Annotated in this window: 25 protein-coding genes and 3 other annotated features; of the genes, 3 read left to right on the top strand and 22 right to left on the bottom strand. The window is 44.1% G+C overall.

What is annotated here, in order from left to right; all coding sequences use genetic code 11:
- Positions 1-159: 159 nt before the first annotated feature.
- From CU635_RS14985 to zapA, 5 genes are all read right to left on the bottom strand, one after another.
- Entirely contained in the window at positions 160-564 is a 405-nt protein-coding gene (locus CU635_RS14985) for a DUF350 domain-containing protein (protein WP_101578187.1), read from the bottom strand.
- Between the two features lie 18 nt (positions 565-582).
- On the bottom strand, positions 583-2,940 hold the full coding sequence (locus tag CU635_RS14980) for an endonuclease MutS2 (RefSeq protein ID WP_101578186.1): 2,358 nt from the start codon (positions 2,938-2,940) through the stop codon (positions 583-585).
- 39 nt (positions 2,941-2,979) lie between these two features.
- A complete protein-coding gene (gene polX / locus CU635_RS14975) occupies positions 2,980-4,695 on the bottom strand; it encodes a DNA polymerase/3'-5' exonuclease PolX (protein WP_101578185.1) in 1,716 nt (571 codons plus the stop codon).
- A 160-nt stretch (positions 4,696-4,855) separates the two neighbouring features.
- The gene (locus CU635_RS14970; protein WP_101578184.1) at positions 4,856-5,398 is read right to left on the bottom strand and encodes a CvpA family protein; all 543 of its coding nucleotides are present in this window, start codon (positions 5,396-5,398) and stop codon (positions 4,856-4,858) included.
- A 7-nt stretch (positions 5,399-5,405) separates the two neighbouring features.
- The gene (gene zapA, locus CU635_RS14965) at positions 5,406-5,669 is read right to left on the bottom strand and encodes a cell division protein ZapA (RefSeq protein ID WP_373270895.1); all 264 of its coding nucleotides are present in this window, start codon (positions 5,667-5,669) and stop codon (positions 5,406-5,408) included.
- Positions 5,670-5,837: 168 nt separating this feature from the next.
- Between zapA and rnhC the strand changes: the two genes are divergently transcribed.
- Positions 5,838-6,767, top strand: coding sequence for a ribonuclease HIII (rnhC, locus tag CU635_RS14960; RefSeq protein ID WP_101578183.1), 930 nt, complete (start codon positions 5,838-5,840; stop codon positions 6,765-6,767).
- An 83-nt stretch (positions 6,768-6,850) separates the two neighbouring features.
- Here the strand turns inward: rnhC and pheT are convergent, their stop codons facing one another.
- From pheT to CU635_RS14945, 3 genes are all read right to left on the bottom strand, one after another.
- On the bottom strand, positions 6,851-9,265 hold the full coding sequence (gene pheT / locus CU635_RS14955) for a phenylalanine--tRNA ligase subunit beta (protein WP_101578182.1): 2,415 nt from the start codon (positions 9,263-9,265) through the stop codon (positions 6,851-6,853).
- A gap of 14 nt (positions 9,266-9,279) precedes the next feature.
- Complete coding sequence (pheS, locus tag CU635_RS14950) at positions 9,280-10,317, bottom strand: phenylalanine--tRNA ligase subunit alpha (RefSeq protein ID WP_101578181.1); 1,038 nt, start codon at positions 10,315-10,317, stop codon at positions 9,280-9,282.
- A gap of 50 nt (positions 10,318-10,367) precedes the next feature.
- Positions 10,368-10,608: a binding site (T-box leader), on the bottom strand.
- A gap of 67 nt (positions 10,609-10,675) precedes the next feature.
- A complete protein-coding gene (locus tag CU635_RS14945; protein ID WP_101578180.1) occupies positions 10,676-11,431 on the bottom strand; it encodes a TrmH family RNA methyltransferase in 756 nt (251 codons plus the stop codon).
- Between the two features lie 154 nt (positions 11,432-11,585).
- On the opposite strand from CU635_RS14945, the gene sspI reads away from it, so the two are divergent.
- Positions 11,586-11,792, top strand: coding sequence for a small acid-soluble spore protein SspI (gene sspI / locus CU635_RS14940; RefSeq protein ID WP_101578179.1), 207 nt, complete (start codon positions 11,586-11,588; stop codon positions 11,790-11,792).
- A gap of 163 nt (positions 11,793-11,955) precedes the next feature.
- Here the strand turns inward: sspI and CU635_RS14935 are convergent, their stop codons facing one another.
- Together CU635_RS14935 and CU635_RS14930 are read right to left on the bottom strand one after the other, a co-directional pair.
- The gene (locus CU635_RS14935; RefSeq protein ID WP_101578178.1) at positions 11,956-13,041 is read right to left on the bottom strand and encodes a M42 family metallopeptidase; all 1,086 of its coding nucleotides are present in this window, start codon (positions 13,039-13,041) and stop codon (positions 11,956-11,958) included.
- A 73-nt stretch (positions 13,042-13,114) separates the two neighbouring features.
- On the bottom strand, positions 13,115-13,642 hold the full coding sequence (locus CU635_RS14930) for a dUTP diphosphatase (protein WP_342751459.1): 528 nt from the start codon (positions 13,640-13,642) through the stop codon (positions 13,115-13,117).
- A 99-nt stretch (positions 13,643-13,741) separates the two neighbouring features.
- Here CU635_RS14930 and CU635_RS14925 point away from each other — a divergent pair, with 99 nt between their 5' ends.
- Positions 13,742-14,146: a sigma-w pathway protein ysdB gene (locus CU635_RS14925; RefSeq protein ID WP_101578198.1), complete on the top strand. Its 405-nt coding sequence runs from the start codon at positions 13,742-13,744 to the stop codon at positions 14,144-14,146.
- 19 nt (positions 14,147-14,165) lie between these two features.
- Here CU635_RS14925 and CU635_RS14920 read toward each other — a convergent pair whose 3' ends face one another.
- The 12 genes from CU635_RS14920 to speD all read right to left on the bottom strand — a co-directional run bounded on the left by CU635_RS14920 (position 14,166) and on the right by speD (position 24,258).
- Entirely contained in the window at positions 14,166-14,756 is a 591-nt protein-coding gene (locus CU635_RS14920; protein WP_101578176.1) for a TVP38/TMEM64 family protein, read from the bottom strand.
- 187 nt (positions 14,757-14,943) lie between these two features.
- Positions 14,944-15,207, bottom strand: a complete 264-nt coding sequence (locus tag CU635_RS14915; protein WP_101578175.1) for a DUF1294 domain-containing protein — start codon at positions 15,205-15,207, stop codon at positions 14,944-14,946.
- 73 nt (positions 15,208-15,280) lie between these two features.
- On the bottom strand, positions 15,281-15,640 hold the full coding sequence (gene rplT / locus CU635_RS14910; protein WP_101578174.1) for a 50S ribosomal protein L20: 360 nt from the start codon (positions 15,638-15,640) through the stop codon (positions 15,281-15,283).
- Between the two features lie 25 nt (positions 15,641-15,665).
- The gene (gene rpmI / locus CU635_RS14905; RefSeq protein WP_101578173.1) at positions 15,666-15,866 is read right to left on the bottom strand and encodes a 50S ribosomal protein L35; all 201 of its coding nucleotides are present in this window, start codon (positions 15,864-15,866) and stop codon (positions 15,666-15,668) included.
- 15 nt (positions 15,867-15,881) lie between these two features.
- Positions 15,882-16,436: a translation initiation factor IF-3 gene (gene infC, locus CU635_RS14900; protein ID WP_101578172.1), complete on the bottom strand. Its 555-nt coding sequence runs from the start codon at positions 16,434-16,436 to the stop codon at positions 15,882-15,884.
- A 103-nt stretch (positions 16,437-16,539) separates the two neighbouring features.
- Positions 16,540-16,667 (bottom strand) — a sequence feature (ribosomal protein L20 leader region).
- A gap of 237 nt (positions 16,668-16,904) precedes the next feature.
- Positions 16,905-18,836 carry a threonine--tRNA ligase gene (thrS, locus tag CU635_RS14895; protein ID WP_101578171.1) on the bottom strand — a complete coding sequence of 644 codons (1,932 nt, stop codon included), beginning with the start codon at positions 18,834-18,836 and terminating at the stop codon, positions 16,905-16,907.
- 164 nt (positions 18,837-19,000) lie between these two features.
- Positions 19,001-19,258: a binding site (T-box leader), on the bottom strand.
- 58 nt (positions 19,259-19,316) lie between these two features.
- Positions 19,317-20,186, bottom strand: a complete 870-nt coding sequence (gene ytxC / locus CU635_RS14890; protein ID WP_101578170.1) for a putative sporulation protein YtxC — start codon at positions 20,184-20,186, stop codon at positions 19,317-19,319.
- Positions 20,187-20,330: 144 nt separating this feature from the next.
- On the bottom strand, positions 20,331-21,269 hold the full coding sequence (gene dnaI / locus CU635_RS14885; RefSeq protein ID WP_101578169.1) for a primosomal protein DnaI: 939 nt from the start codon (positions 21,267-21,269) through the stop codon (positions 20,331-20,333).
- A gap of 13 nt (positions 21,270-21,282) precedes the next feature.
- A complete protein-coding gene (locus CU635_RS14880) occupies positions 21,283-22,689 on the bottom strand; it encodes a replication initiation and membrane attachment family protein (protein ID WP_101578197.1) in 1,407 nt (468 codons plus the stop codon).
- A gap of 138 nt (positions 22,690-22,827) precedes the next feature.
- The gene (gene nrdR, locus CU635_RS14875) at positions 22,828-23,289 is read right to left on the bottom strand and encodes a transcriptional regulator NrdR (protein ID WP_101578168.1); all 462 of its coding nucleotides are present in this window, start codon (positions 23,287-23,289) and stop codon (positions 22,828-22,830) included.
- A gap of 84 nt (positions 23,290-23,373) precedes the next feature.
- Positions 23,374-23,775 carry a hypothetical protein gene (locus CU635_RS14870; RefSeq protein ID WP_101578167.1) on the bottom strand — a complete coding sequence of 134 codons (402 nt, stop codon included), beginning with the start codon at positions 23,773-23,775 and terminating at the stop codon, positions 23,374-23,376.
- A 102-nt stretch (positions 23,776-23,877) separates the two neighbouring features.
- Positions 23,878-24,258, bottom strand: a complete 381-nt coding sequence (gene speD / locus CU635_RS14865) for an adenosylmethionine decarboxylase (RefSeq protein ID WP_101578166.1) — start codon at positions 24,256-24,258, stop codon at positions 23,878-23,880.
- Positions 24,259-24,346: the final 88 nt, after the last annotated feature.

Genomic DNA, 24,346 nt, shown 5'->3' with positions numbered 1-24,346 from the left:
CTATGGCCCAACGATTAATCGATAAAAATAAACCGGTACCTGCTCAGCAAGTCCCGGTTTCACTTATGCAAAAAACACCATATAAACAAGGCCGATCAATACGAACAGGCCGCATAATGCCAACAATACCTTTGCTAATGTTTCCAACTTCGTCTCCCCTTATATCCCCGCTCCGATTACGAATGACAAACCAACCGAAATAACGAGCGAAATAAAGCCGACGGCCCGGTTATCATTTTTTATTTCATCATCAATTTTAAATTTTGGAGTGAGAAATTCATAAATAAAGTAGCCGAGCAGCAGCAGGAAGAAGCCGAAAAGCCCCCAGCCAATCATCGTAAATAGTGTATCATGCTGCACGATTGAATGGCTGAAAACATTGGCGATCCCGAATATTTTCCCGCCTGTAGCCATTGCCACTGCCAAGTTGCCTTTCTTTATTTCTTCCCAATTATTATATTTTGTAACTAGTTCAAACATGGCCAAAAAGACAACAATACAAAGGATGACTACACTATAATTCGCTGCCGTCAATACATACTCGTTCTCCCAAAATTGGTTCATATCGATTCTCCCTGCCAACTATTTAAATTCGGCGATCGTCACACCCGACCCGCCTTCACCGGCTTCCCCGAAACGAATTTTTTTCACGGCACGATGATTTCTCAGATACTCCTGAACTCCCTGCCTCAATGCGCCGGTTCCTTTGCCGTGAATAATTGAAACTCGCGGATAGCCTGCCAGGAGGGCATCGTCGAGATACTTTTCGACCTTTGACAAAGCATCTTCATATCGTTCGCCCCGCAAATCAAGCTCAAGTCCAACATGGTAATCCCTGCCCTTGATGGTGGCAATCGGCTTCGTTTCAACAGGCTTCTCTCGGCCCACGTAGACGAGATCTTTTTCGTCAGCCTTCATTTTCAAAATGCCGATCTGAACTTGCCATTCTGTTTCAGACACGCGTTCAATGAGATGACCTTTTTGGTCAAAAGTCAGAACCTTTACTTCATCCCCAGGCTTAAAGTCATCCTTTTGCTCTTTCTGTTTTGCGGTGGTCTTGTTCATTTTTTTCTGCGGGGCAGCCGCGTCGAGACGCCTTCTAGCATCGATTAGCTCATGTTCCTTGACCTCGGCATTTTTCTCGATGCGCAGCTGCCTTAATTCACGAATAATACTTTCCGCTTCTTGCTTGGCTGTTTCGATAATATCGGCTGCCTTTTTCTCCGCTTTTTCTTGTAAGCTGTCTTTTTTGTCATAATAAGTGGCCATTTGCTTTTGCAAATCTTTTCGCAGCATTTCTGCTTCCGTTAAAAGCTGATGGGCTTCTTCAAGCTCGTTCTCAGCCTGCCTCCTGTTTGCTTCCAACGAGGCAATCATATTTTCAACCTGGTTGCTGTCTGCGCTTACATGCGAACGGGCAATGGCAATGACGTTATCACTAAGCCCGAGCCGCTTCGAAATTTCAAACGCATTACTTCGGCCGGGTATGCCAATTAACAGTTTATAGGTTGGGCTCAATGTCTCGACATCAAATTCGACACTTGCATTAACCACTCCCTCTCTATTATAACCATAAGCCTTTAATTCCGGGTAATGGGTCGTTGCGATTACCTTTGCCCCGCGTTTATAAACCTCGTCGAGAATCGAGATCGCCAGTGCTGCTCCCTCCTGTGGATCGGTTCCGGCCCCAAGTTCATCAAACAGGACAAGGCTGTTAAAATCAACCTTCGATAAAATATCAACAATGTTCACCATATGTGATGAGAAGGTACTGAGGCTTTGCTCGATCGATTGTTCATCACCGATATCTGCATAAATTGCATCAAATACTGCCAGCTCTGAACCGTCGAGCGCAGGAATTTGCAGACCTGCCTGGGCCATTAGCGTGCAAAGGCCGGCCGTTTTTAAAGTAACGGTTTTTCCGCCTGTATTGGGGCCGGTGATCACAATCGTTGAGAAATCCGTCCCAAGCGAAATATCGTTTGCGACAACCTCATCGATCGATATCAGCGGATGGCGGGCTTTTATCAAAAATAGTCGCCCTTCATTGTTCATTTTTGGCTTTGATGCTTTAATCCGGCTGCTGTACCTGGCTTTCGCGAACATAAAATCAAGTTCAGCCAGAACATCGACAATCCGGTCCAGTTCTTCTTTGCTTTCTCCAACTTGTAGCGACAAGTCGATCAAAATTCTTTCAATTTCCTGTTGCTCTTTGACACGGATGCTTTGCAGCTCATTATTTAATTGTACGATTGCCTGCGGTTCAATGAACAATGTCTGACCTGAGGAACTTTGATCATGGATAATCCCTCCGTAATGGCCCCGGTATTCCTGCTTGACAGGAATTACGAACCGGTCATTTCGAATCGTGACAATCGCATCCGACAACATTTTTTGGGCATTTGTTGAACGTATCATGCTCTCGAGGCGCTCGCGGACCCGCGCTTCTTTCGTTCTTAACTGATGCCGCAGTGACCTGAGCGCCTCACTGGCGCTGTCAAGGACTTCGCCGCTTTCATCGATGGCGATTTTTATATTTTGCTCCAAATCAGCAAGAACCGTAATTTTGCCTGTATAATCCGTTAAGATCGGGAGTTCCACTGTCTCTTCATGGATATCCTCGATAAACCTTTTCATCTGCCTGCTCGCATGAATCGTACTTGCTGCCTCGACAAGCTCATGCGGATTCAGCATTCCGCCAATAACGGCTCTTTTTGTATGGGGACGGATATCAAAAATACCCCCGAGCGGAACATTACCTTTTAATCGAAGTACTTTTACAGCTTCATCGGTTTCCTCATGAAGCTTTACTACTTCAGCAAAATCGCTCGATGGCAGCAGTTGTTTTGCCTTATCCCTGCCGAGCGAAGAAGAAGCATGCTCAAGCAGCTGCTCCTTCACTTTATCAAATTCGAGAACCTTTAATACTCTTTCCTGCATGGAGACTCTCTCCTTTCGCGCTGTAATTGGCGTCCAGTTCTAGCGGCGGTGCAGAAAGTCCAAAAATTCATCTGTGCTTAAAGCATTTAGAACAGAAGACTTTGGTGTCCAGCCTTTCCGTGCCGCCGACACGCCGATTTCCATATCTGCTAACGTATCTATTTTATGGGCGTCCGTGTTGATTACGATTTTAACACCGGCTTCGTGGGCCTTCTGAATATTCGCCGCTGCCAGATCAAGACGGTTCGGATTGGCATTTAGCTCAAGCGCGGTATTTGTTTCTTTTGCGAGCTTGATCAGCATATCCATATCGACTTCATATCCTTTCCTGCGCCCAATCACCCGGCCGGTTGGATGGGCAATAATGTCGACATGGGGATTTGACAGCGCCGTTTTGAGCCTTTCCATAATTTTCTCTTTTGGTTGCGAGAAAGCGGAATGAATCGAAGCGATGACAATATCCATTTCCGCAAGCAAATCATCATCAAAATCAAGCGACCCGTCAGGCAAAATATCCATTTCAACTCCGGCAAGAATCTCAATATCATCGTATCTATCGTTTAATTGTCTGATCAGTTCTTTTTGCTTGCGAAGCCGTTCTGGCGTTAAGCCGCTTGCGATCTTTAAATACTGGGAGTGGTCCGTGATTGCCATATATTTATAGCCTCTCTGCCTGCACGCGTCAATCATTTCTTCGATCGTGTGGGCACCGTCACTCCAGGTCGAGTGCATATGAAGATCACCGTTTATCGCATCGAGCTTGATCAGCTCCAGTTCCTCGGAATATTCCTCCACCTCACGGCCATCTTCACGGATTTCCGGAGGAAAGAACGGCAATCCAAAATGCTTGTAAAAATTATGTTCCGAATCGAAGGTGAGCACTTCACCAGTTTCAATCACTTCAACACCGTATTCACTGATTTTTTCGCCCCGCTCCTTGGCAAGCTGCCTCATTCTGACATTATGGTCTTTCGAGCCTGTAAAATGATGAAGGGTAGTCGCAAACTCTTCAGGTTTGACAAGACGAAAGTCCGCGGAAACATCGTAACTGTAATCGAACGTCACTGATACCTTTGTTTCTCCTGCTGCGATCGTTTCCTTAATATCGGGAAGCTCAAGCAGCTGCTGCTTCACTGCAAGCGGGTTTTCGGTCGCAATGATAAAATCTAAATCCCTGACCGTTTCCCGCAATCTGCGGAGGCTTCCGGCGCGGGAAAACTTTACAACCCCGGGCATCTTTGAAACCTCCGCTTCTATCGATTCGGCAATTTTAAGCATGTAAGCTACCGGAAGCCGGTCAGGACGCGTGCCGGCATTTTTGATGGCAGCGATGATCTTCTCTTCCGTCTTTTTCCCAAATCCGGGAAGCTCCTTAACTTTTCCTGCCGTACATGCTTCCAAAAGGTCGGAAACATCTTCAATCCCAAGTTCTTGATGGAGCTTGGCAATTTTCTTTCCGCCCAATCCCGGCAGTTGTAATAACGGAATTAACCCGGGCGGAACTTCCTCCTGCAGTTCTTTTAACACAGTTGAGCTTCCTGTTTCGATATATTCTTCGATAACAGCCGTTGTTCCTTTTCCAATACCGGACAGTTTTGTCAAGTCGTCATACTCTGAAAGGCTGCGGTCATCCATTTCAAGCGCAGTAGCTGCTTTTCGGAATGCGACAACTTTGAACGGATTTTCTCCTTTAAGTTCCAAATAGATAGCGATCGTTTCCAGCAAACGAATAACATCTTTCTTATTAACAGTCATAAATGGTCCCTGCCTTTTCGATTGCATTTTGTTAGCGCCATTCTTTTCAGTTGGTCAACAGTCCTTGCATGATACAACACAAACCAGGAAAAGCTTACTTAAATCTAGCTTGAGCAGCAGCCGTCGGTACGAAAAGAAAAACTTCTCCATGAAAGAGAAGTTATGCAGCCATATATTCAATCCACAATTCTTTGATCTGCTGCGATAAAAACGGAGTATGCTCAACTATGTATTGTGCCATTAGCGAATCGTTTAATGGCCTTTGAATATTTTCAACTGGAAGAAGCGCAGCTATGTATAATAGAATAAAAATGATAAGATAAACTTCTACAAACCCGAGTATTCCGCCCGCCCAGACGTTAAGCTGTTTTAAAATTGGTAAATGAGCAACAAAATCAAGCATCGAACCGATAATTTGCAGCAGTATTTTCACAGCAAAGAAAATCGCAGCGAACGCGATCGCCCGGTAATAGGCACTTTCCAAATCCGCGTTCCCAAGCAGCATATCAAAGGTTGCATCGCTGTTAAAGGAAGGATACGGTACCCAAAGCGTCAGCTTGGGAGCCAGCTGATCATAATACATATGTGCGATAATGAAGGCAATAATGAAACCTGTCAAATGGATCAGCTGTAATATAAATCCTCTTCTTAAACCTATCAAAAAGCCAAAAATTAAAATAATAATAATTGCGAGATCCAGCATGACCTTTTCAGTCCTTTACTCTTTTTAATTCGTTTTCAAGCCGTTCTAACCGATCCTTTATATTTAAATAATCATTCACGGCATTCACAGCCGTTAAAACGGCCAGCTTGTTCGTGTCGAGTGAAGGATTCTTCGAGCTGATTTCGCGCATTTTATCGTCGACCATTGTGGCGACCAGCCGTATATGGCTATTGCTTTCCGGACCGACAATGACATATTGCTGTCCGTATATATCTACAATAGTGCGAGTGTTTTGTCGATCTGACAACATTTATGCCCCCAATCTAAGAATCCTAATCTATACTATAACATGAACGTAAAATCAGGGAAAGTCAAAGGGTCATTACAGATTAAGAACGTGGCCATCAACATTTTATATTATATAAACGATAATATTTTTTGAGATAAATATGAGCAAAAATAGTCAGGAGTGTAAGAAATGAGCAATGTAGTTTTAAACAAAAAGGAAGCGGAGATCTATGAAATGAAGATCCATTATAACCGCTCAATCAGTGATAAAACTCCGCCAGGCAGTATTTTTTCTGCTAAAATTCCCGGGTGCACGATTACTGCATATAAATCTGGTAAAGTCCTTTTTCAAGGTCCCGAAAGTGAAAGAGAAGCATCGAAATGGGGCGAAGCAGCTCCAAAGAAAGAGCAGAAAACGGTAAAAGCGGCGGGAAGCCACTTGCCTGCGAACTTTGCCAATCTATCCGTGATTGGATCAGATGAAGTCGGTACCGGAGATTATTTTGGGCCGATTACCGTTGTCGCTGCTTATGTGAGAAAGGAAGATATGCCGGCTTTAAAAGACCTTGGCGTCCGCGATTCAAAAAATTTAAACGACGCGAAAATTTCCATGATCGCCAAAGAACTGATTAAACTAATCCCTTACAGGCTATTAGTGTTGAAAAATGACAAATATAACAAGTATCAGCAATCAGGCATGTCACAGGGAAAAATCAAAGCGCTGCTACATAATCAGGCAATCGGCCAGCTTTTGGAAAAAATCGCACCAGAGCAGCCCGAAGCCATTTTAATTGACCAGTTTGCCGAGGAAAAGGTCTATTATCAACACTTAAAAGGACAGCAAAAGGTCCAAAAGGAACGCGTCTTTTTTAGCACAAAGGCTGAGGGAATCCACCTTTCAGTTGCGGCAGCGTCAATTATTGCCCGTTATGCATTTGTCCGCTGCTTTGAGGAATTAAGCGACGCGGCCGGATTTACGCTCCCAAAAGGGGCTGGCGCACTTGTTGACCAGGCTGGCGCACGGCTGATCAATGAAAAGGGAATCGAATCTCTCCCGCAATTCGCCAAGATGCACTTTGCCAACACGGAAAAAGCGATCAGAATTAGAAAACAGAATTAAAAAACACAAGCGAAGCCGGTGAATGGCGTTTCGCTTGTGTTTTTTTAGCTTCATTAAAAAGCATTCTCCACTGTTTAATGCTATTATCCTCTAAGCGTTGCTCCTGCTTTCTCTTTTACGGCTGCGAGGACTTTATCATGGGTTTTTGCGACATCTTCGTCTGCTAAAGTCCGCTCCGGATCGAAATATTTTAAGGAAAAGGCGAGCGACTTCTTGCCCGCTTCCATCCGTTCTCCTTCATACAGGTCAAAGACGTGAACCTCTTTCAGCAGCTTGCCGCCTGCTTCCTTAATAATCGCTCCGAGCTCGCCTGCCGTTTTTTCTGTATCAACGACAAGGGCAATGTCTCTGGTAATTGACGGGAAGCGGGGAATGGCCTCATATTGTAAAGGAGCAACTTCTGCTTCCAAAATTGTGTTTAGTGAAAGTTCGCATACATATGTTTCCTTCAAATCCATCGCCTTTTGCACGGCGGGGTGAACCTGGCCGATGAAGCCGACTTTTTCACCTGATAAATAAACTTCTGCCGTGCGCCCCGGATGGAGGCCATCTAGCGAAGCCTGGCGAAATTCGACCTGATTCTCAAGGCTCAGCCTTGCAAAAAGCCCCTCTAAAATTCCTTTTATAACATAGAAATCGACTGGCTTCTTTTCGCCCTGCCAAGGATGAGATTGCCATAAACCCGTAATCGCGGCAGCGAGGTGCTCACGCTCTTCCGGGAGCTCTTGCCCTGCTCTGGCAAGAAAGACAGATCCTGTTTCATAAACAGCCACACTGTCAAGCTGGCGGGCAACATTATGTTTTAATACTTCAAGCAGCTGGGGAACTATGCTTAACCGCAGAATGCTTCGCTCCTCACTCATCGGCATTGCCAGCCGAATCGGTTCGCGCTTTTCAAGGGCGTACTGTTCTGCCTTTTCAGCACTTGTTAGCGAATACGTAACTGCCTGGAACAAGCCGGCACCCTCTAAATAACGGCGGACAGCACGTCGTTTCTTTTGATAATCCGTTAGAGCTCCCGGTGTGGAAGCGACGACCGGCAAAGTTGTCGGAAGATTATCATAACCGAATAATCGTCCGGCCTCTTCGATTAAATCTTCTTCGATTGTAATATCCCCGCGCCTCGTCGGAACCGTTACTGTGAACAGATCATTATCCACACTGACTCCAAATTGCAGTCGTTCGAAAATATCTTTAACTTTGTTAACTGTCAAATCTGTGCCAAGCACGCGGTTGATCTTCTCTAGGCTTATTGAAATAACAGCAGGCTCAATATCAAGCTCATCTACCTCTGCAGACCCTTCGAGCACTTCGCCGCCGGCATATTCTGCAAGCAGAGCTGCTGCCCGTTCGGCCGCCGCACGAACCCTGTTTGGATCAACACCCTTTTCAAACCGGGCGCTCGCCTCACTGCGCAATCCGTGATCCTTGGAAGCTTTTCGTACCGTTCGTCCAGCAAAATACGCTGACTCCAATAACACAGTTGTCGTATCGCGACCAACCTCGGAATTTGCTCCACCCATGACCCCGGCAATTGCGACCGGCTCCGTGCCATTTGTGATCACAAGATGGTCTTCCGTTAATTCACGCTTCACATCATCGAGCGTTTCAATGATTTCACCGTTTTTGGCACGCCGTACGACAATTTCTTTTGATCCGAACCGGTCATAATCGAAAGCATGAAGCGGCTGGCCATACTCTAGCAAAATATAGTTCGTGATATCAACGACATTGTTATGCGGGCGAATACCGGCGGCCATCAGCCTGCCCTGCATCCAGAGTGGAGCTGGCCCGATCTTTACAGTCTTGATGACCTTCGCAACGTACAAAGGATTGTCCTCTATTGCTTCAACGGTTATTTTTATATAATCAGCCGCTTTTTCGGCAACCTCCGATACTGCTGTCACAGGAAGGTTTACTCCCCTGCCAAGGATGGCTGCCACTTCATAGGCAACACCAAGCATGCTTAAGCAATCGGAACGGTTTGGTGTTAAGCCAAGCTCCAAGACATGATCATCCCTGCCTAACTCGGCAATTGCATCTGCACCAACTTCTGTATCCTCCGGGAATACAAAAATCCCTTCGGAATATTCCTTGGCAACAAGCTTGCTTTCAATGCCAAGCTCCTGGAGGGAACAAATCATCCCGTTTGATTCTTCTCCGCGCAGCTTCGCCTTTTTGATTTTAAAATTCCCAGGCAGGACGGCGCCTACTTTAGCTACCGCAACCTTCTGCCCTTTACCAACATTAGCGGCACCGCAAATAATTTGCACGGGCTCCTCTTCTCCGATATCTACTAAACATTTGTTCAGCTTATCGGCATTCGGATGCTGTTCGCATTCGAGCACATGCCCGATGACAACGTCACGTATTCCTTCGTTTAAAATGGTAACGCCTTCAACCTCAATCCCGCTTTTAGTAATTTTTTCGGCCAGTTCAACCGGGCTTACGCCTGATAGATCAACGTAATCCTGGAGCCATCTATAAGAAACGAACATTTCGGAATCCTCCTTTATTCATGCACAGAAAATTGTTTTAAGAAACGGTTGTCATTTGTATAGAAATGGCGGATATCGTCAACGCCATATTTTAGCATCGCAATTCTCTCAATCCCCAATCCAAATGCAAAGCCCGTATATTTCTTTGAATCGTAGCCGGCCATTTCGAGAACATTTGGGTGAACCATTCCGGCACCGAGAATTTCGATCCAGCCTGTATCTTTACAAACACCGCAGCCTGTGCCTCCGCAAAATTTGCAGGATATATCCATTTCGACGGATGGTTCTGTAAACGGGAAAAAGCTCGGGCGCAACCGAATTTCGCGGTCTTCGCCAAACATTTTCTTCGCAAATAGATCCAGTGTCCCTTTCAGGTCACTCAAGCGAATGTTTTCATCAACGACAAGTCCTTCAATTTGCATAAATTGATGAGAATGGGTGGCATCATCATTATCACGCCGGTATACTTTTCCGGGACAGATAATTTTAACCGGGCCTTTCCCGTGATTTTTTTCCATCGTCCTTGCTTGTACACCCGATGTGTGAGTACGAAGCAAAATATCATCCGAAATATAGTAGGAATCCTGCATATCCCTTGCCGGATGTCCTTTAGGAAAGTTTAAAGCTTCAAAGTTGTAATAATCCTGCTCGACTTCCGGGCCTTCAGCGACTGCATAACCCATCCCCATAAACAAATCCTCAATTTCCTCAATGATCCTTGTCAACGGATGGTGGTTGCCTACCTTGACGGGGCGGCCTGGCAATGTCACATCGATCGTTTCTGAAGCAAGCTGCTCAACAACAGCTGCTTCTTCCAACAGTTGTTGTTTTGATTCAATCGCAGCTGTAATCGCATCACGCACTTCGTTTGCAAGTGCCCCCATTTTCGGTCGTTCTTCTGCCGATAATTTCCCCATTCCTTTCAACACTTCGGTGATCGGGCCTTTCTTGCCCAAATAAGCAGCACGGATGTCGTTCAGTTCTTTCAAACCTGATGCATTGTCCACTTTGTGCAAAGCTTCTGCTTGCAGTTGTTGTAAACGCTCTTGCATGTCGTTTCCTCCTATTCGTTTCATGGAAAAATAAAAAACCTCAATCCCTGAAAAGGGACGAGGTTTTGAATTCGCGGTACCACCCTTGTTAACATGCATGCGAAAAAAACGTGCACATTCACTTCATTGGAATAACGGCTCGCGCCGATGCACCTTTACAATCGGGCGACTGGTCCCGGTGCCAACTTCGGAGGTGAACTTCACTTACATGTCCATAAAAATGCTTCCAGTCTGCGGCATTTTCTTCCTAAATGGTTTATGCAAGCTACTTTTCTCCATCATCGTTTTTCATTTTTACAATTTTGCTGTTTATTATAATATATTATTCTCCCCGTTTCAAACGGTTTTCATAAAAAGTTTACTTTTTCAAATAGTATAGAAGAATTCCTGCTGCAACTGCGACGTTTAATGATTCACTTTTCCCATGGATCGGAATAAATAAATTTTTCGTCGTTTTCTCAAGAAGATCACGATTGACGCCGCTTCCTTCATTTCCTACCAACAACGCAAACGATTCACGAGGAGTCACCTCGGAGAAATTCACACCGTTTTCCAGCGCTGTACCGTAAACCGGTATGTTCTGACCCTGCAATTTGTCCAGCCACTCAAACAGGCTGGCCCTGATAACCGGCAGGTGAAAATGGCTGCCCTGTGCGGAGCGCAGCACCTTTGGATTATACATATCAACACTTCCATCCCCAACGACAACCACATCCACCCCGGCAGCATCGGCTGTCCTGATCATCGTGCCCAAATTCCCGGGATCCTGGACAGCATCGATTAGCAGGAATGTCCTGCCGTTGAAATCAGGCTGTACTGCTTGTTCCTGCTGGCAAACCGCCAGAACTCCTTGTGGAGCCTCTGTATCGGAAATGGCCTTAATAATTTCAGCAGTGACGGTTGTAATCGGTGTTTCACCGTAATTCCATCGGGTCGGAATATCGGTATCTTCACTGACAATCAGCTCGAGCACCCGGCCATCTGATGCCAATGCCTCTTCCACAAGGTGGAAGCCTTCTACAAGGAAGGTTCTTGTTTTATCACGTTCTTTTTTCGTCAGCAGCTTTTTCCACTGCTTCACTTGTGGATTACTTAAAGAGTGAATGTGTTTCAAGACGCTCTCACCTCCGGCCCTGTTAAATAAAGCTCGCTTCGAGTCCGCTCAGCGGTAACTCCGGGTCAATTCCCTAATTATAGCTTATCTCTTGTACATAATAAATCCTAAAGTTGAAAAGATAATAACGATACAATTTGAAAGGAGTGTTAATGTGGATATAAATATACGCCATGCGGTTATTCACAATGTAACCGGTAATTCCCAGGAAGAACTGGAGGATACAATCATTGATGCGATTGAAAGCGGGGAAGAAAAGATGCTCCCCGGCCTCGGCGTCCTCTTTGAGGTCATCTGGAATCATTCTTCTGATCAAGATAAACGCGAAATGCTCCAGGCACTTGAAAGCGGCTTAAAATAATATGACAAAACAGCCTCCTGAAATGGCAAGGCTGTTTTATTTATATAAGCCTCTGACCCTGAGAACTTTTATTCACTCTTCAAACCAAATCTTATTATCGAAAATAAGTCATTATTCTCTATTGAAAAATCCCCGGCTCATTTAAGCCGGGGTAATGATAGTTCTATGCAAATGTAATTTTATCTACTGTATCTTTGTCCAGCCTTTTGATCACTTCGACTATCAGTCTGACGGCGTTTTCGTAATCATCGCGGTGGAGCACTGCCGCATGCGAGTGAATATAACGTGTTGCAATCGTGATTGCCAGAGATGGTACTCCATTATGGCTGACATGAATGGCACCTGAATCTGTACCGCCGCCTGAAATGGCATCAAATTGGTATGGAATATTCAGTTCGTCAGCTGTGTCGGTCACAAGGTCGCGCAATCCTTTGTGGGAAACCATTGAGGCATCATACAAGATAATTTGCGGGCCTTTCCCCATTTTGCTGAGTGCTTCTTTCTCAGAAACTCCCGGAGTGTCCCCGGCGATACCGACATCGACTGCAAAGCCAATATCCGGTTCAATCGTTTCGGCAGAAGTACGGGCACCGCGCAAGCCAACTTCCTCTTGAACGGTTCCGACGCCATAGACAACGTTCGGATGTTGCTGCCCCTGTAATTGCCTTAAAACATCGATTGCTATCGCACAGCCGATCCGGTTATCCCAGGCTTTCGCCAAAAGCATTTTTTCATTCTTCATGACAGTGAATTCAAAGTACGGGACAGCCATATCACCAGGCTTGACTCCCCATTCCAAAGCTTCTTCACGGCTTGATGCTCCGATATCAATAAACATGTCTTTAATTTCGACCGGTTTCTTCCTTGCTTCTGCAGTTAGAATATGAGGTGGTTTAGAGCCGATGATACCGGTAACATCGCCTTTACTTGTCACGATCGTGACACGCTGGGCCAGCATAACCTGTGACCACCAGCCCCCGACAGTCTGAAACCTCAAGAACCCTTTGTCATCAATACTTGTAATCATAAAACCAACTTCATCAAGGTGACCGGCAACCATAATTTTCGGCCCGCCTTCCTGGCCGACTTTCTTGGCAATTAAGCTGCCCAATCCATCACTTGTTAATTCATCAGCAAACGGAGCTATGTATTTTTTCATTACTTCGCGAACTTCTCGTTCGTTTCCGGGAATGCCTCTTGCATCGGTTAAATCTTTTAACATCGTCAAAGTTTCATCCAAATTAGCCATCATATCGACTCCCTTAATATGTAGTTTCCAACTTCATTATACTTGAACCTGTTTTAATTATACAAAAATTCCGTTAATAACCTTGCCGCTGCCTCTCATAGTTTACTTCATTTTTTGCGAAGTACGCCCCTTCAATCTCGTCCCCTGAAAAACCGAGCAGTCCGGCCAACTGGAGATAGTTTTCGAGCAACTGCTGATAATCTTGTAAGCTGCGGTTTTTTTGAAAATGAAGGGCATTTTTATACACCTTTAAAAATTGCTCACTTAATGTGCTTTCAGCTTCAGTGCGCAGTTGGGCCACTTCTATGCTTTCAAAACCGCTCTCAATGCCGATTGATAAAATAAAATGGATGCCATCCACATACTCCTCCAGGATGACGTGTTCGGGAGACGGCCCTTTTTTGCTCCAAAATTTAAAGCAGCGCGTTTCGTTGGCTAATTCGCCAATCTCAACGAGGAGAGCAAGCACCTTATGGTTAAACAGGTCTGTACCATGAAGCTGGTGTTCCGATTCAATGTGATTGTCAAGATTTTTTTGCATTTGAAACAGCTTTTGCCAATTCATAGCTCGTGATTTCCCTTCCTTCTTATAATTCCCCAAAACGGGTATCCTAAAAAAATTATATCAAAACAAAAAAAGGATGAAACTTTTTTTATGTTCATCCGTAAATAAGAAAAATAATCATGGAGGGGCTTTATGATGATGTGGCTTCTGCGCTTCATATTATTTGCACTCATTATCTTCATTATTTACAGGTCCATTAAGTATTTGTTGAATCCAAAGCGGAAGCTTGAGCTTGCTCACGAGCAGAAACGCTATTTTTTACTGGATGATGCCAATAATGTCCGTAAAAATTTCCTGATCACCTATAAAGGTGTCTTATTCGAAGGTGAAAAATATTTGGGAACGACCGACAATGCTTTTGAGATTGTATCCATTTTCATTTGGCCAAAAAGTACAGCTGCCTTAAAGGGAATGACGCGGGATGATTTTCTTTTTATTGAGGAAGACATTCATGAGATTTATCCAAACAGCCAGATCGATTGGAAAAGCCCCATAAAGGAATTTTTGAAAAAAAGCCAGTCCCCTGGCGAAACGATTTAATATTTGTTAAAACCAACGTTCACTCCGGACGTTGTTTTTTTACAGCGATATTGAAAAATTCCTTCCACTTAATCACCGTTACTTTTTCCCGCAAAATATAGACGAGAATCGCAAGCGAAAAGAGAATGATCGCAACCAGCACCGGAGTAAAGCGGCTGATGAATTCACCAAAAATAGTATAAAACAATGCGAGCGGTAAATTGCTTAAGAATGAGCCTTTTATATATTCTTGAAACGTTTTTGTTCGCTCAAGCAGGCAAAAGCTTAACAGATGATAATGAACAAAGGGAATGACCCGCAATACGGCAACTTGGCCAACCGTCAAATTGCGGTATTCGCCAAACCATTTACGCTTGACATTGGTCAACTTCCGATGGGTTCCCGGCATTTTCCCGATGAAAAAATAGAAAAATAAACTGACAAGCATCAGGCCCATCAACGAAAAGATCGTGCCCCACACAGTCCCGAAAAGAACCCCGCCAGCCGCACAGACAACGACAACCGGAATAAACAGGAACGGTCGCAATAAATGAAAAGCAACAAAGGCAAGCGGTGCAAAAATCCCTCCTGTTTCAACGAGAACGAAAAGAAAAGACCATTTATCTTCCATGCTTTCACCCGCTTCTGCTGTTTGTCTTGATGATAATAAAGCTTATGGGAAGGACAGGAACGATATTACCGAAAAGATTGGCAGGTAATGCTTCGGAGAATTAAATGCTGAATTTTTCCACGGTAGTTGAAAATAGCCTGATTCCAAATTGGAATCAGGCTATTTTCACACTGACAAATTACAAGAGTTACATAGCGGCTTGAACCAGAAGAAACATCTCGATAAGTGCCAGCAGCGGCAAGCCGAGCTTAAACTGCCAATGCTTCGTCTTATGCCTGAACGCATACATGCCGACTGTCATACCGAAAGCTCCACCGAGAACAGCGCAAGTCCATAAAGTTTTTTCACTGATTCGATACTCACCTTTTTGGGCCCGCCTTTTATCATATCCCATTAAAAATAACCCGATCAGGCTAACTCCTAACAAAGCAACTAACCAAAAATTTTCCATCCGATATACTCCTATAAAAAATTAAAAGCCATCCTCCTTAGAGAATGGCTTGAAACTGAATCGATGTCAATAATTATTTACTGAATTGCTGCTTTGCAGTGTTTGCTAATTCAGCAAATGCTTTGTCATCGCTAACAGCCAGTTCAGCAAGCATTTTGCGGTTTACATCGATACCAGCAAGCTTTAATCCGTGCATTAAACGGCTGTAAGAAAGGCCGTTAATACGAGCAGCTGCATTGATACGAGTAATCCATAGTTTGCGGAAGTCGCGCTTTTTCTGGCGACGATCGCGGAATGCATACATCAGAGATTTCATTACTTGTTGGTTAGCTACTTTATATAATGTATGTTTTGAACCATAATAACCTTTGGCTAATTTAAGAACTTTTTTACGACGTTTGCGGGTAACTGTACCGCCTTTTACACGTGGCATTTATTTTCCCTCCTATTATCGGAAATTACTTAATGTTGTCTAATAAATGACGAATGCGTTTGAAATCGCCTTTAGAAACAAGAGTTGCTTTGCGAAGTTTACGCTTTGCTTTTGTAGATTTGTTAGCGAATAAGTGGCTTGTATAAGCGTGCGAACGTTTTAGTTTACCAGATCCAGTCTTCTTGAAACGCTTAGCAGCGCCGCGGTGTGTTTTCATTTTTGGCATTTGGGATTCCTCCTCTTACTTGTCGTTTTTAGGTGCAAGGACCATGAACATGCTTCGGCCGTCCATTTTTGGATGCGATTCAACCGTTGCAACTTCAGTGCAAGCTTGTGCGAAACGAATTAGGACTCGCTGGCCAATTTCCTTATGAGTAATCGCGCGTCCTTTGAATCGGATCGACGCTTTTACTTTATCGCCTTTTTCAAGGAATTTTATAGCATTGCGAAGCTTTGTATTAAAATCATGTTCATCAATGGTCGGGCTTAAACGAACTTCTTTGATATTAATAATTTTTTGATTTTTGCGAGCTTCTTTGTCTTTCTTCTGCTGCTCGAACTTAAACTTTCCATAGTCCATGATGCGGGCTACAGGAGGCTTTGCATTCGGTGCAACAAGAACTACATCAAGATTTACGCGCGTAGCAATTTCGAGTGCTTCATTCTTTGATTTAATTCCCAATTGCTCGCCATTTTGGTCAATGAGACGAACTTCACGGGCGCGAATGCCCTCGTTTAACAACATGTCTTTGCTAATAGTTAGACACCTCCAGGGTTTAATAACGAATACAAACATTTGGGTCAAGAATTATCCATGATCTCACTTCACCGAATCCCGGGTGTTTGGGACAGGTTGAATCGGTAAGTTGCTGCAGCACGGGCTGCTGCTTCGTGTTTTTACAAATAAAAAAGTGCAGGTGAACACACCCACACTTACGAATTCAGTAAGAAACAAAAAGTTTCACGTAAGACCTGCCAACTGCATAAGCGTCAATCAGGTGAGAAGCGGGTGCTTCTTCTTTTCCACAAAGTCGTATTCAATTTACCTAAATAACTATAACAAATTCATCTATGAATGTCAAATGAGCTACTTTTTTTTGCAACAAAGAGAATCTTACCAAAATTAAAGTGAGCTTGCAAGCTATTTTTAATATATACATCTCTCTTTTAATTCAGCGGACATCGCCATTCATTAAGCGAAACGCCTGAAACGCTCACAGTGAAAGAGAGGCTGTGGTTCCAGCCTCCCTGTTTGACAGCACTTTTACAGCTTCACTTCATCCTTCAAACCTTCAATAAAGCTTTCAAATTCAACTGTTTCAGACTTTTGCTCGCCATACTTGCGGACGTTGACCGCCTTTTCTTCGACTTCTTTATCGCCAACTACGAGCATATATGGGATTTTTTGCATTTGCGCTTCGCGGATTTTGTAGCCGATTTTTTCATTGCGTTCGTCAAGCTCAACGCGAAAGCCTTCTGCCCGCAGCTGCTCCTGTACCTGCTGGGCATAATCGAAATGAATATCCGGGGACACAGGAATGACCTGGACTTGGACAGGCGCGAGCCATGTTGGGAAAGCTCCTTTATATTCTTCGATTAAGAAGGCAACAAAGCGTTCCATTGTCGAAACGACCCCGCGGTGGATCACAACTGGGCGGTGCTGCTTTCCATCCTCGCCAATATAAGAAAGATCAAAGCGCTCAGGCAGCAAGAAATCCAACTGGACAGTCGATAAAGTTTCATCCTTACCGAGCGCTGTTTTTACTTGAACGTCCAATTTAGGTCCGTAGAATGCTGCTTCGCCTTCAGCTTCGAAGTAATCGACACCCAGCTCATCCATCGCTTCTTTCAGCATTGCCTGAGCTTTTTCCCACATTTCATCGTCATCAAAATATTTTTCAGTGTCCGCTGGATCCCGGTACGATAGCCGAAACGAATAATCATCGATATTAAAGTCTTTGTAAACCTCCAGCACTAACCGGACAACCCGTTTAAATTCCTCTTTAATTTGGTCAGGGCGGACAAAGATATGAGCATCATTTAAGGTCATCCCCCGAACACGCTGCAGACCGGACAATGCTCCGGACATCTCGTAACGGTGCATCATGCCGAGCTCGGCAATCCGAATTGGCAGCTCACGGTAGCTGTGGATGGCATTTTTATAAATCATCATATGGTGCGGACAGTTCATCGGCCGCAGCACAAGCTGCTCATTGTCCATATCCATGACAGGGAACATATCTTCTTGATAATGATCCCAGTGGCCGGAAGTCTTATAAAGGTCGACGCTGCCCATGATCGGAGTGTACACATGATCATAGCCTAGACGTTGTTCCTTATCGACAATATAGCGCTCGATAATCCGGCGGATGGTTGCGCCTTTTGGCAGCCATAGCGGCAGGCCCTGGCCGACCAGCTGTGAGTTTGTAAATAAACTTAACTCTTTGCCGAGCTTGCGGTGATCGCGCTCTTTTGCTTCTTCCAACAAGCGCAAATGCTCTTGAAGGTCTTCCTTTTTAAAGAAAGCAGTTCCGTAAATGCGCTGGAGCATCTTATTATCGCTGTTTCCGCGCCAGTACGCCCCGGCAATGCTCAACAGTTTGAACTCCTTCAATTTGCCGGTCGATGGCATATGCACGCCGCGGCATAGATCGAAAAATTCGCCCTGTTCATAAATAGTCACAGTTTCATGTTGAGGGATCGCCTCAATTAGCTCCAGCTTATATTCATCATCGATTTCTTTAAAGAGTTGTACAGCCTCATTGCGGCTTACTTCCTTGCGGACAATCTCAATGTTCTCATTGACGATCTTGGCCATTTCTTTTTCAATCAACGGGAGATCCTCCGGTGTTAACGATTCCTCCATATCAATATCATAGTAAAAGCCGCCGTCAATAACCGGGCCGACGCCGAGTTTGACATCTTTATAAAGGCGCTTGATCGCCTGGGCCATTAAATGGGCAGTGCTGTGCCGAAGAATTTCAAGCGCGTCTTCACTGTCCGCTGTAACAATTTCGATTGCCCCATCTTCCTCGATTGGACGGCGAAGATCATACAATTGGCCATCTAATTTACCGGCAATCGCTTTTTTCTTCAGTCCCGGACTGATTGAGGCAGCAACTTCTTCGGTTGTCGTTCCTTTGGAAAACTCCTTTACGGCTCCATCAGGAAAGGTTAATTTCACAACATCTGACATGACTCTTCCTCCTTTTCTAAACTGCGTAAGCGCCTGTTCAGACTATCGCCCGGTCAAGTCGCTTTTTCGCAAACTTAATGGACGCAGTGAAACAACGCTGGAACCGGGATTTATGCCAGTTCCCAAAACGCTATCTGTGTAAAAATAAAAAAACCCATCCCTGTAACAGGGACGAGTTTTATACACGCGGTTCCACCCAATTTCATATTTTCAGCAATTGAAAATATATCTCTGGAAAAATAACGGTTTTAGCCGTCAGCCAATACTTTTTGGATCAAGGAAACAGACGTGCTCTTCCCGATCATGTTCATGGCCGAAGTTCAGAGGCGGTAAGCATCAGGTCCGTGTTGGGAAAATTGCAGCCGTGTCTTCCCTCTCTGGTAACCGTAACCGAATACCCTTGTCCTCATCATTACTTTTACGAATGATTTTATGTACGTAATTATAGAGGGTATTTTTTTCAAAAGCAAGAGGTTCTTATTACATTTTTTCTTCAGCCGTATAGGGCAGGAAGCTTTTTCGATCATTAAAGTCGGCGACTGCCTGAATCGTAACCCTTTCCTCAAATATGTTGCAGATCGTGCGGACTAGCGGCTCATCACGATCTTCCGTGTAAAGAAAGATCATGGCCGGGGCAATCGAAAGCAATGGCGCAATCGTGACTGAATCCACATAAACTGGATGATTAAAGAGCAGCTTTCGATCGATCATTCTAACCAGGTCGGCCCGTTTGATTTCGTAAAAATGCTCGTCAAAAAAAGCAGATCCATCGTTAATGAGCAGGTGAAGCCGTCGAATTTTCATCTCCCGTTCTGCCAAAAAATCTCTTAATGTCTGAATAAATATTTGGTACTCCTGCTCCATTTTGTATTCGTCGATGGAGATTTCCACATACTTCTCAAGACAATCCAGATAGGGCCTGAGCCGAAATTTCACAAAAGAATCGAATGAAAAGGATAGATTTTTTTGAAAAAGGTCATCCATAGCTTCCTTCAATATATTCTCCTCGTTCGTATCCTGAAGCAGGACCGCTAGTTCCTCACGATTCCCGTCCAAAATCGAATAAATAATTTCCATGATTTGCGACTGTTCCTCGGTGTCATTAAAAAAATAGTTTTCTGCTAAAATCGTCCGGAACCATTGCTCCCGTTTCCAATAAATAATAAATTCATAGAAAGCCTGTTTCACATCCGCTAAAATAATGTCCGCATTCGCTTCTGCCGTAAGCTTAATTATATGTGGATCTTCAAAAAGAAGATTTATTTTTCCGGACTCGGAGGATAAATGCCGCTGTAAATATTTAATAAGTCCTTTTGCATCCTCTTGTTTTTGGAAGATGATCTCAAACAACCAAATCCCCCCTATATCAAAATCTCTAATTTTATGTATATGGGGAACAGGGACAAAATAGAAGCAAGCACGCCGAAAGTCCTTAGTGATTTTCTGATCCGTTTAGATAAAAAAACCACCTTAAGTAACAGGTGGTTGAATACATTATTTTCTTCGGTTCTCACCGTCAAGCATGATAGGCTCAGCCAAAAATCTGATGCGTTCCATAATCCGGCGCGCTTTCATTTTTTCTTCCTCACCGCGCTGGCTGTATGTTAAATGATGCTCAAGCCCCTTGAAGTCGAAATTGGATGTAAAGAAAGTTGGCAGGTTTTCGGACATGCGATATTGCAGGATCGGACCAAGCACCTCGTCCCTGACCCAGCTCGACATCGTTTCAGCGCCAATATCATCGAGCATTAAAATCGGCTGCTTCTTGATCGTTTCAATTTTCCCATTTAATGTCGAGTCAGCAATCGAATTTTTCATTTCTCTGAGCAGTTCAGGCACAAACACGATCATCGAGGAGATTTTTTTTGCGGCCAGTTCATTGGCAATTGCCCCTAACAGGAATGATTTTCCGACTCCAAATTCTCCAAATAAATATAAACCTTTTACTTTCTCTCCAGATTGATAGGCTGCGATAAAGTCTCCCGCTTTTTCAAGAGCTGTATAGCGGCCTGGATTATCGGCTTTCAGATCAAAATCACTAAAGGAAACTTGTAAAATATCTTTTGGAAAATACATGCTTTTAATCAGCTTTTCGTTCTTGCGCTTTTCATCCTCCATCACCTTTCTCGGGCAGCGATCATAGTGGATATCGATCGCATTTCTCCCGATTACCAGTTTGGGATGATACCCCTGCATATAATTAATACAGCCGCCAAGGCTTGGACACCGATTACATTCTTTGCTTTGATCGGTGTATTCAAGCAGCTTTCCCATGCTTCTTTCGACCATTCCATCGTTCACTTCATCCCTATGCTCGCTCAGAAAAGCGTTAATCTCGGGACTTTTCATAATTTTATCCCGCATTAAGGCATAGCGTTTTTGAAAGTCTTCATTTCCGGCAAGCCTTTTTATCGTCTGGTTAATTTTCTCCACATTTGTTCACCACCTATGTCCTCAGCTTTTTCAGCTTCTCTTCAAGTGCACGTTTTTTTTCTTCAAAGTTCGGAATAATTGCCGGTTCTTCTTTTGCTGCAGACGGACTATCATTTTCCTTAAACCAATCAGGCAATTGTTCCGTCCGGATTGGCTTGCGCCTTGTCTGGGTTCCCTGGCCGGCGGTTTTTTTACCATCAGCCCATTCCAGATACTGACGGTGTTCGCTGATTGCCAGCTCCATTGCTTCTTTTACGGTCTTTATTTTCTTCCTTGCCCAGTGGCTGGCAATTTTCTCGATGTAACCCTTTGTCAGCTTCATATTTGTTTTAAGAAGCACATATTGAATGAGCACATTCGTGACACCGGGAAGAAGTTTTTGTTGAAACATTACTTCTTCAATAATTTGCAAGTCGGTTTTCGTTGGTTCAGCCCCGCCGGAAATATCCTTTAACAACTTGCGGGGGGAAGTCGTTTCAAGATAGTGGACGAGCTGCTCCTCTTGCGTTTTCGGTTCAGCACTTGCTGTCATATGAACAACAGGCTGGTGGCGGTCAACAAGTGACGGCAGCTTGTCCTGATGTTCAAACTGGTACCAATCCCGCGCTGCCTTGCGCAATTCTTCAATATCAATTTCATCTTCCGCCGTTACAGCGCTGAGAATAATGCTTTTCATTTGAATCGGATCGATTCCATACAGAAACGACAGGTTGCTGATCGCTTCTTTCACTTTTTTGTTCAAAGCTTTTTTAGGTACTAACGATTCCTGCAATCCAGCAGTCAACAATTCAAAATTGAAAGACTCTGTATCTATTTGAATCCCGGTTTGTTCTGCTCTGCCTATAAAAGCCTGGCCATTGTCGGCGCTGAGGCTCCTCGCAGTTTCCTCATCAAGCTGCAGGGAAGCTATTGATGCAGAGGCATAGACATCCTGAAAAGCCCTTGTAATATTCTTATATTCTTCATGGGCAGGAAGCTTTTGGTCACTGAAAACCCTTTTTAAACGCGCAAACTGATTTTTGCCGATTTTTCTATATAAATAGATATTGAGCATGCCATCGAGGAAGAATTGTTCCGGATTCAAAGGGGGCTGAAGCTCGTATATAAATTCCCGGCTGTCATTTGCAGACCGTATATAGCTTTTGAGCAAGCCGATCCCTTCAAGCTTCAGCCTCGCTTCATAAATGTCCTTGAGGCCCATCCCCATAATCGTCATTAATCCATGATGGGACTGGGACTCTGACCAGATCCGATTTTCTTCGAGCTCACCCCAAAAAGTCAGGTACAGACTGAAGCACGCAGAACCGATGAGCGGCTGGTATAAAAATGTTAACACTTTTCGGTCGAAGTCATGAAGCAGGCCATTTGCCCTTACAACATAACGGTCAACCGGTAAAAGCTCTTGCCAATGCTGGACCATAACCTTCAACCCTTCAAAAATAATATCAAAGTAGATTCCAAGAATCCCGGCTAAAAGAAAGCTGGAGACCGGATCCAATCAATTTCAATGTCTTGAACTTATAAGCTTAAAAAAGAGCTAAAGGGTTCCTTCAGCTCCTTATGACTGCTCGCGTTTGATCAATTCTTTTAATTCATCAATAAATACATTAATATCTTTAAATTGCCGATAAACTGAAGCAAACCGGACATAGGCCACCTCATCGACATCTGCAAGCCTGTCCATCACCATTTCACCGATCACTTCGCTCTTTATTTCCGAAACGCCCTGGCTTCGCAGCTCTTTTTCGACATCGTGGGCAATCTCCTCAAGCTGCTGGAGCTCGACCGGCCGCTTCTCACATGCCTTGATAAGCCCGCGCAGCATCTTTTCACGGCTGAATTCTTCTCGTGTTCCTTCTTTTTTTACAACAACAAGCGGAATTTCTTCCACTTTTTCAAATGTGGTAAACCGATAACCGCAAGCCTCACACTCCCGCCTTCTACGAATCGAGCGGCTGTCATCAACGGGCCGGGAATCCAAAACACGCGTGCTGTTATTTTGGCAGGAAGGACATTTCATAAAATCAGCTCCGAATTCTCCAATAATTTAATAATGGCTCTTACTAATATCTTATATAAAAGGAGTGGTCAGAACAAGTGCCACTTACTCGGCATGCTTTCCTGATCCGATATATGTAAACCTTTCGTCAAACTTTTTATAAAAAGAAAGCAGCTCGTTTTTTAGAGACCTGTGGAACCCGGCCAATGAGAATTTTTCGGTTGAAATATTCATATCAATCGCTGTTTCGTAAGGCTTTACCGTTATGATCGTCACGATCAAAAAGGCCGGGACATTCCCTTTCACTTCAACAGCGATTTCCCCATGTTCTTTGGCGACGCTTGTAACTCTGCAGTTGCTGTCATTTTTGAATATTTCTTCAGCTGCCTGGAACACTTGATTAAAGCTGCCCTTATAATATCGGGTCTTCAAGTCACTGTCGGGATGGTTCTCCTTCGTTTCGCATTGCTTGCTGTATCTCGTTCTGAGCGCGCGAAAAACTGACATCGTCATTCCCACCTTTAATTCGTTTTCTACTAGTTTACAATATTATTTCCGAAATTAAAAAAGAGGTGTATAAATTACACCCCTTGCCTGCAAATTTCCAGTTTATAGAGCTTTCGCTTGTGCTTGTTTTACTTGTACAGGACCCATCCCGCGAGGAATCTCGATATTCTCACGTGTTTGAGCACCTAACGCTTCTGCAATATAATCTGCAGCAATGTTAGGATCTAAATCACCACATGTATACACATCAATGCTGGCATATCCGTGTTCAGGGAAGCTGTGTATCGTTAAATGTGATTCAGAAATAATAACGACTCCGCTAACGCCCTGTGGTGCAAACTTATGAAATGCAACTTCGCGAATTTCAGCACCTGATTTTAATGCTGCGTCCACAAAAGTTTGCTCAATTAATTCCATATCATTCAATTTTTCAAAATCGCAACCCCATAGTTCTGAAATCACGTGACGACCCATTGTTTCCATATTCAATTTCCCCCTTAAGCTTTTTCGCTTCATTCATGAAATGACATTTACAGCGGCATCTTTTAACTACCACGGGGGAAAGTTAGTC

The organism is Bacillus canaveralius, assembly GCF_002860125.1.
In the GTDB taxonomy this organism is placed as follows: Bacteria; Bacillota; Bacilli; order Bacillales; family Cytobacillaceae; genus Bacillus_BJ; species Bacillus_BJ canaveralius.
The sequence above is the reverse complement of the archived record's forward strand: the minus strand, read 5'-3'. Positions and strand labels throughout refer to the sequence as shown.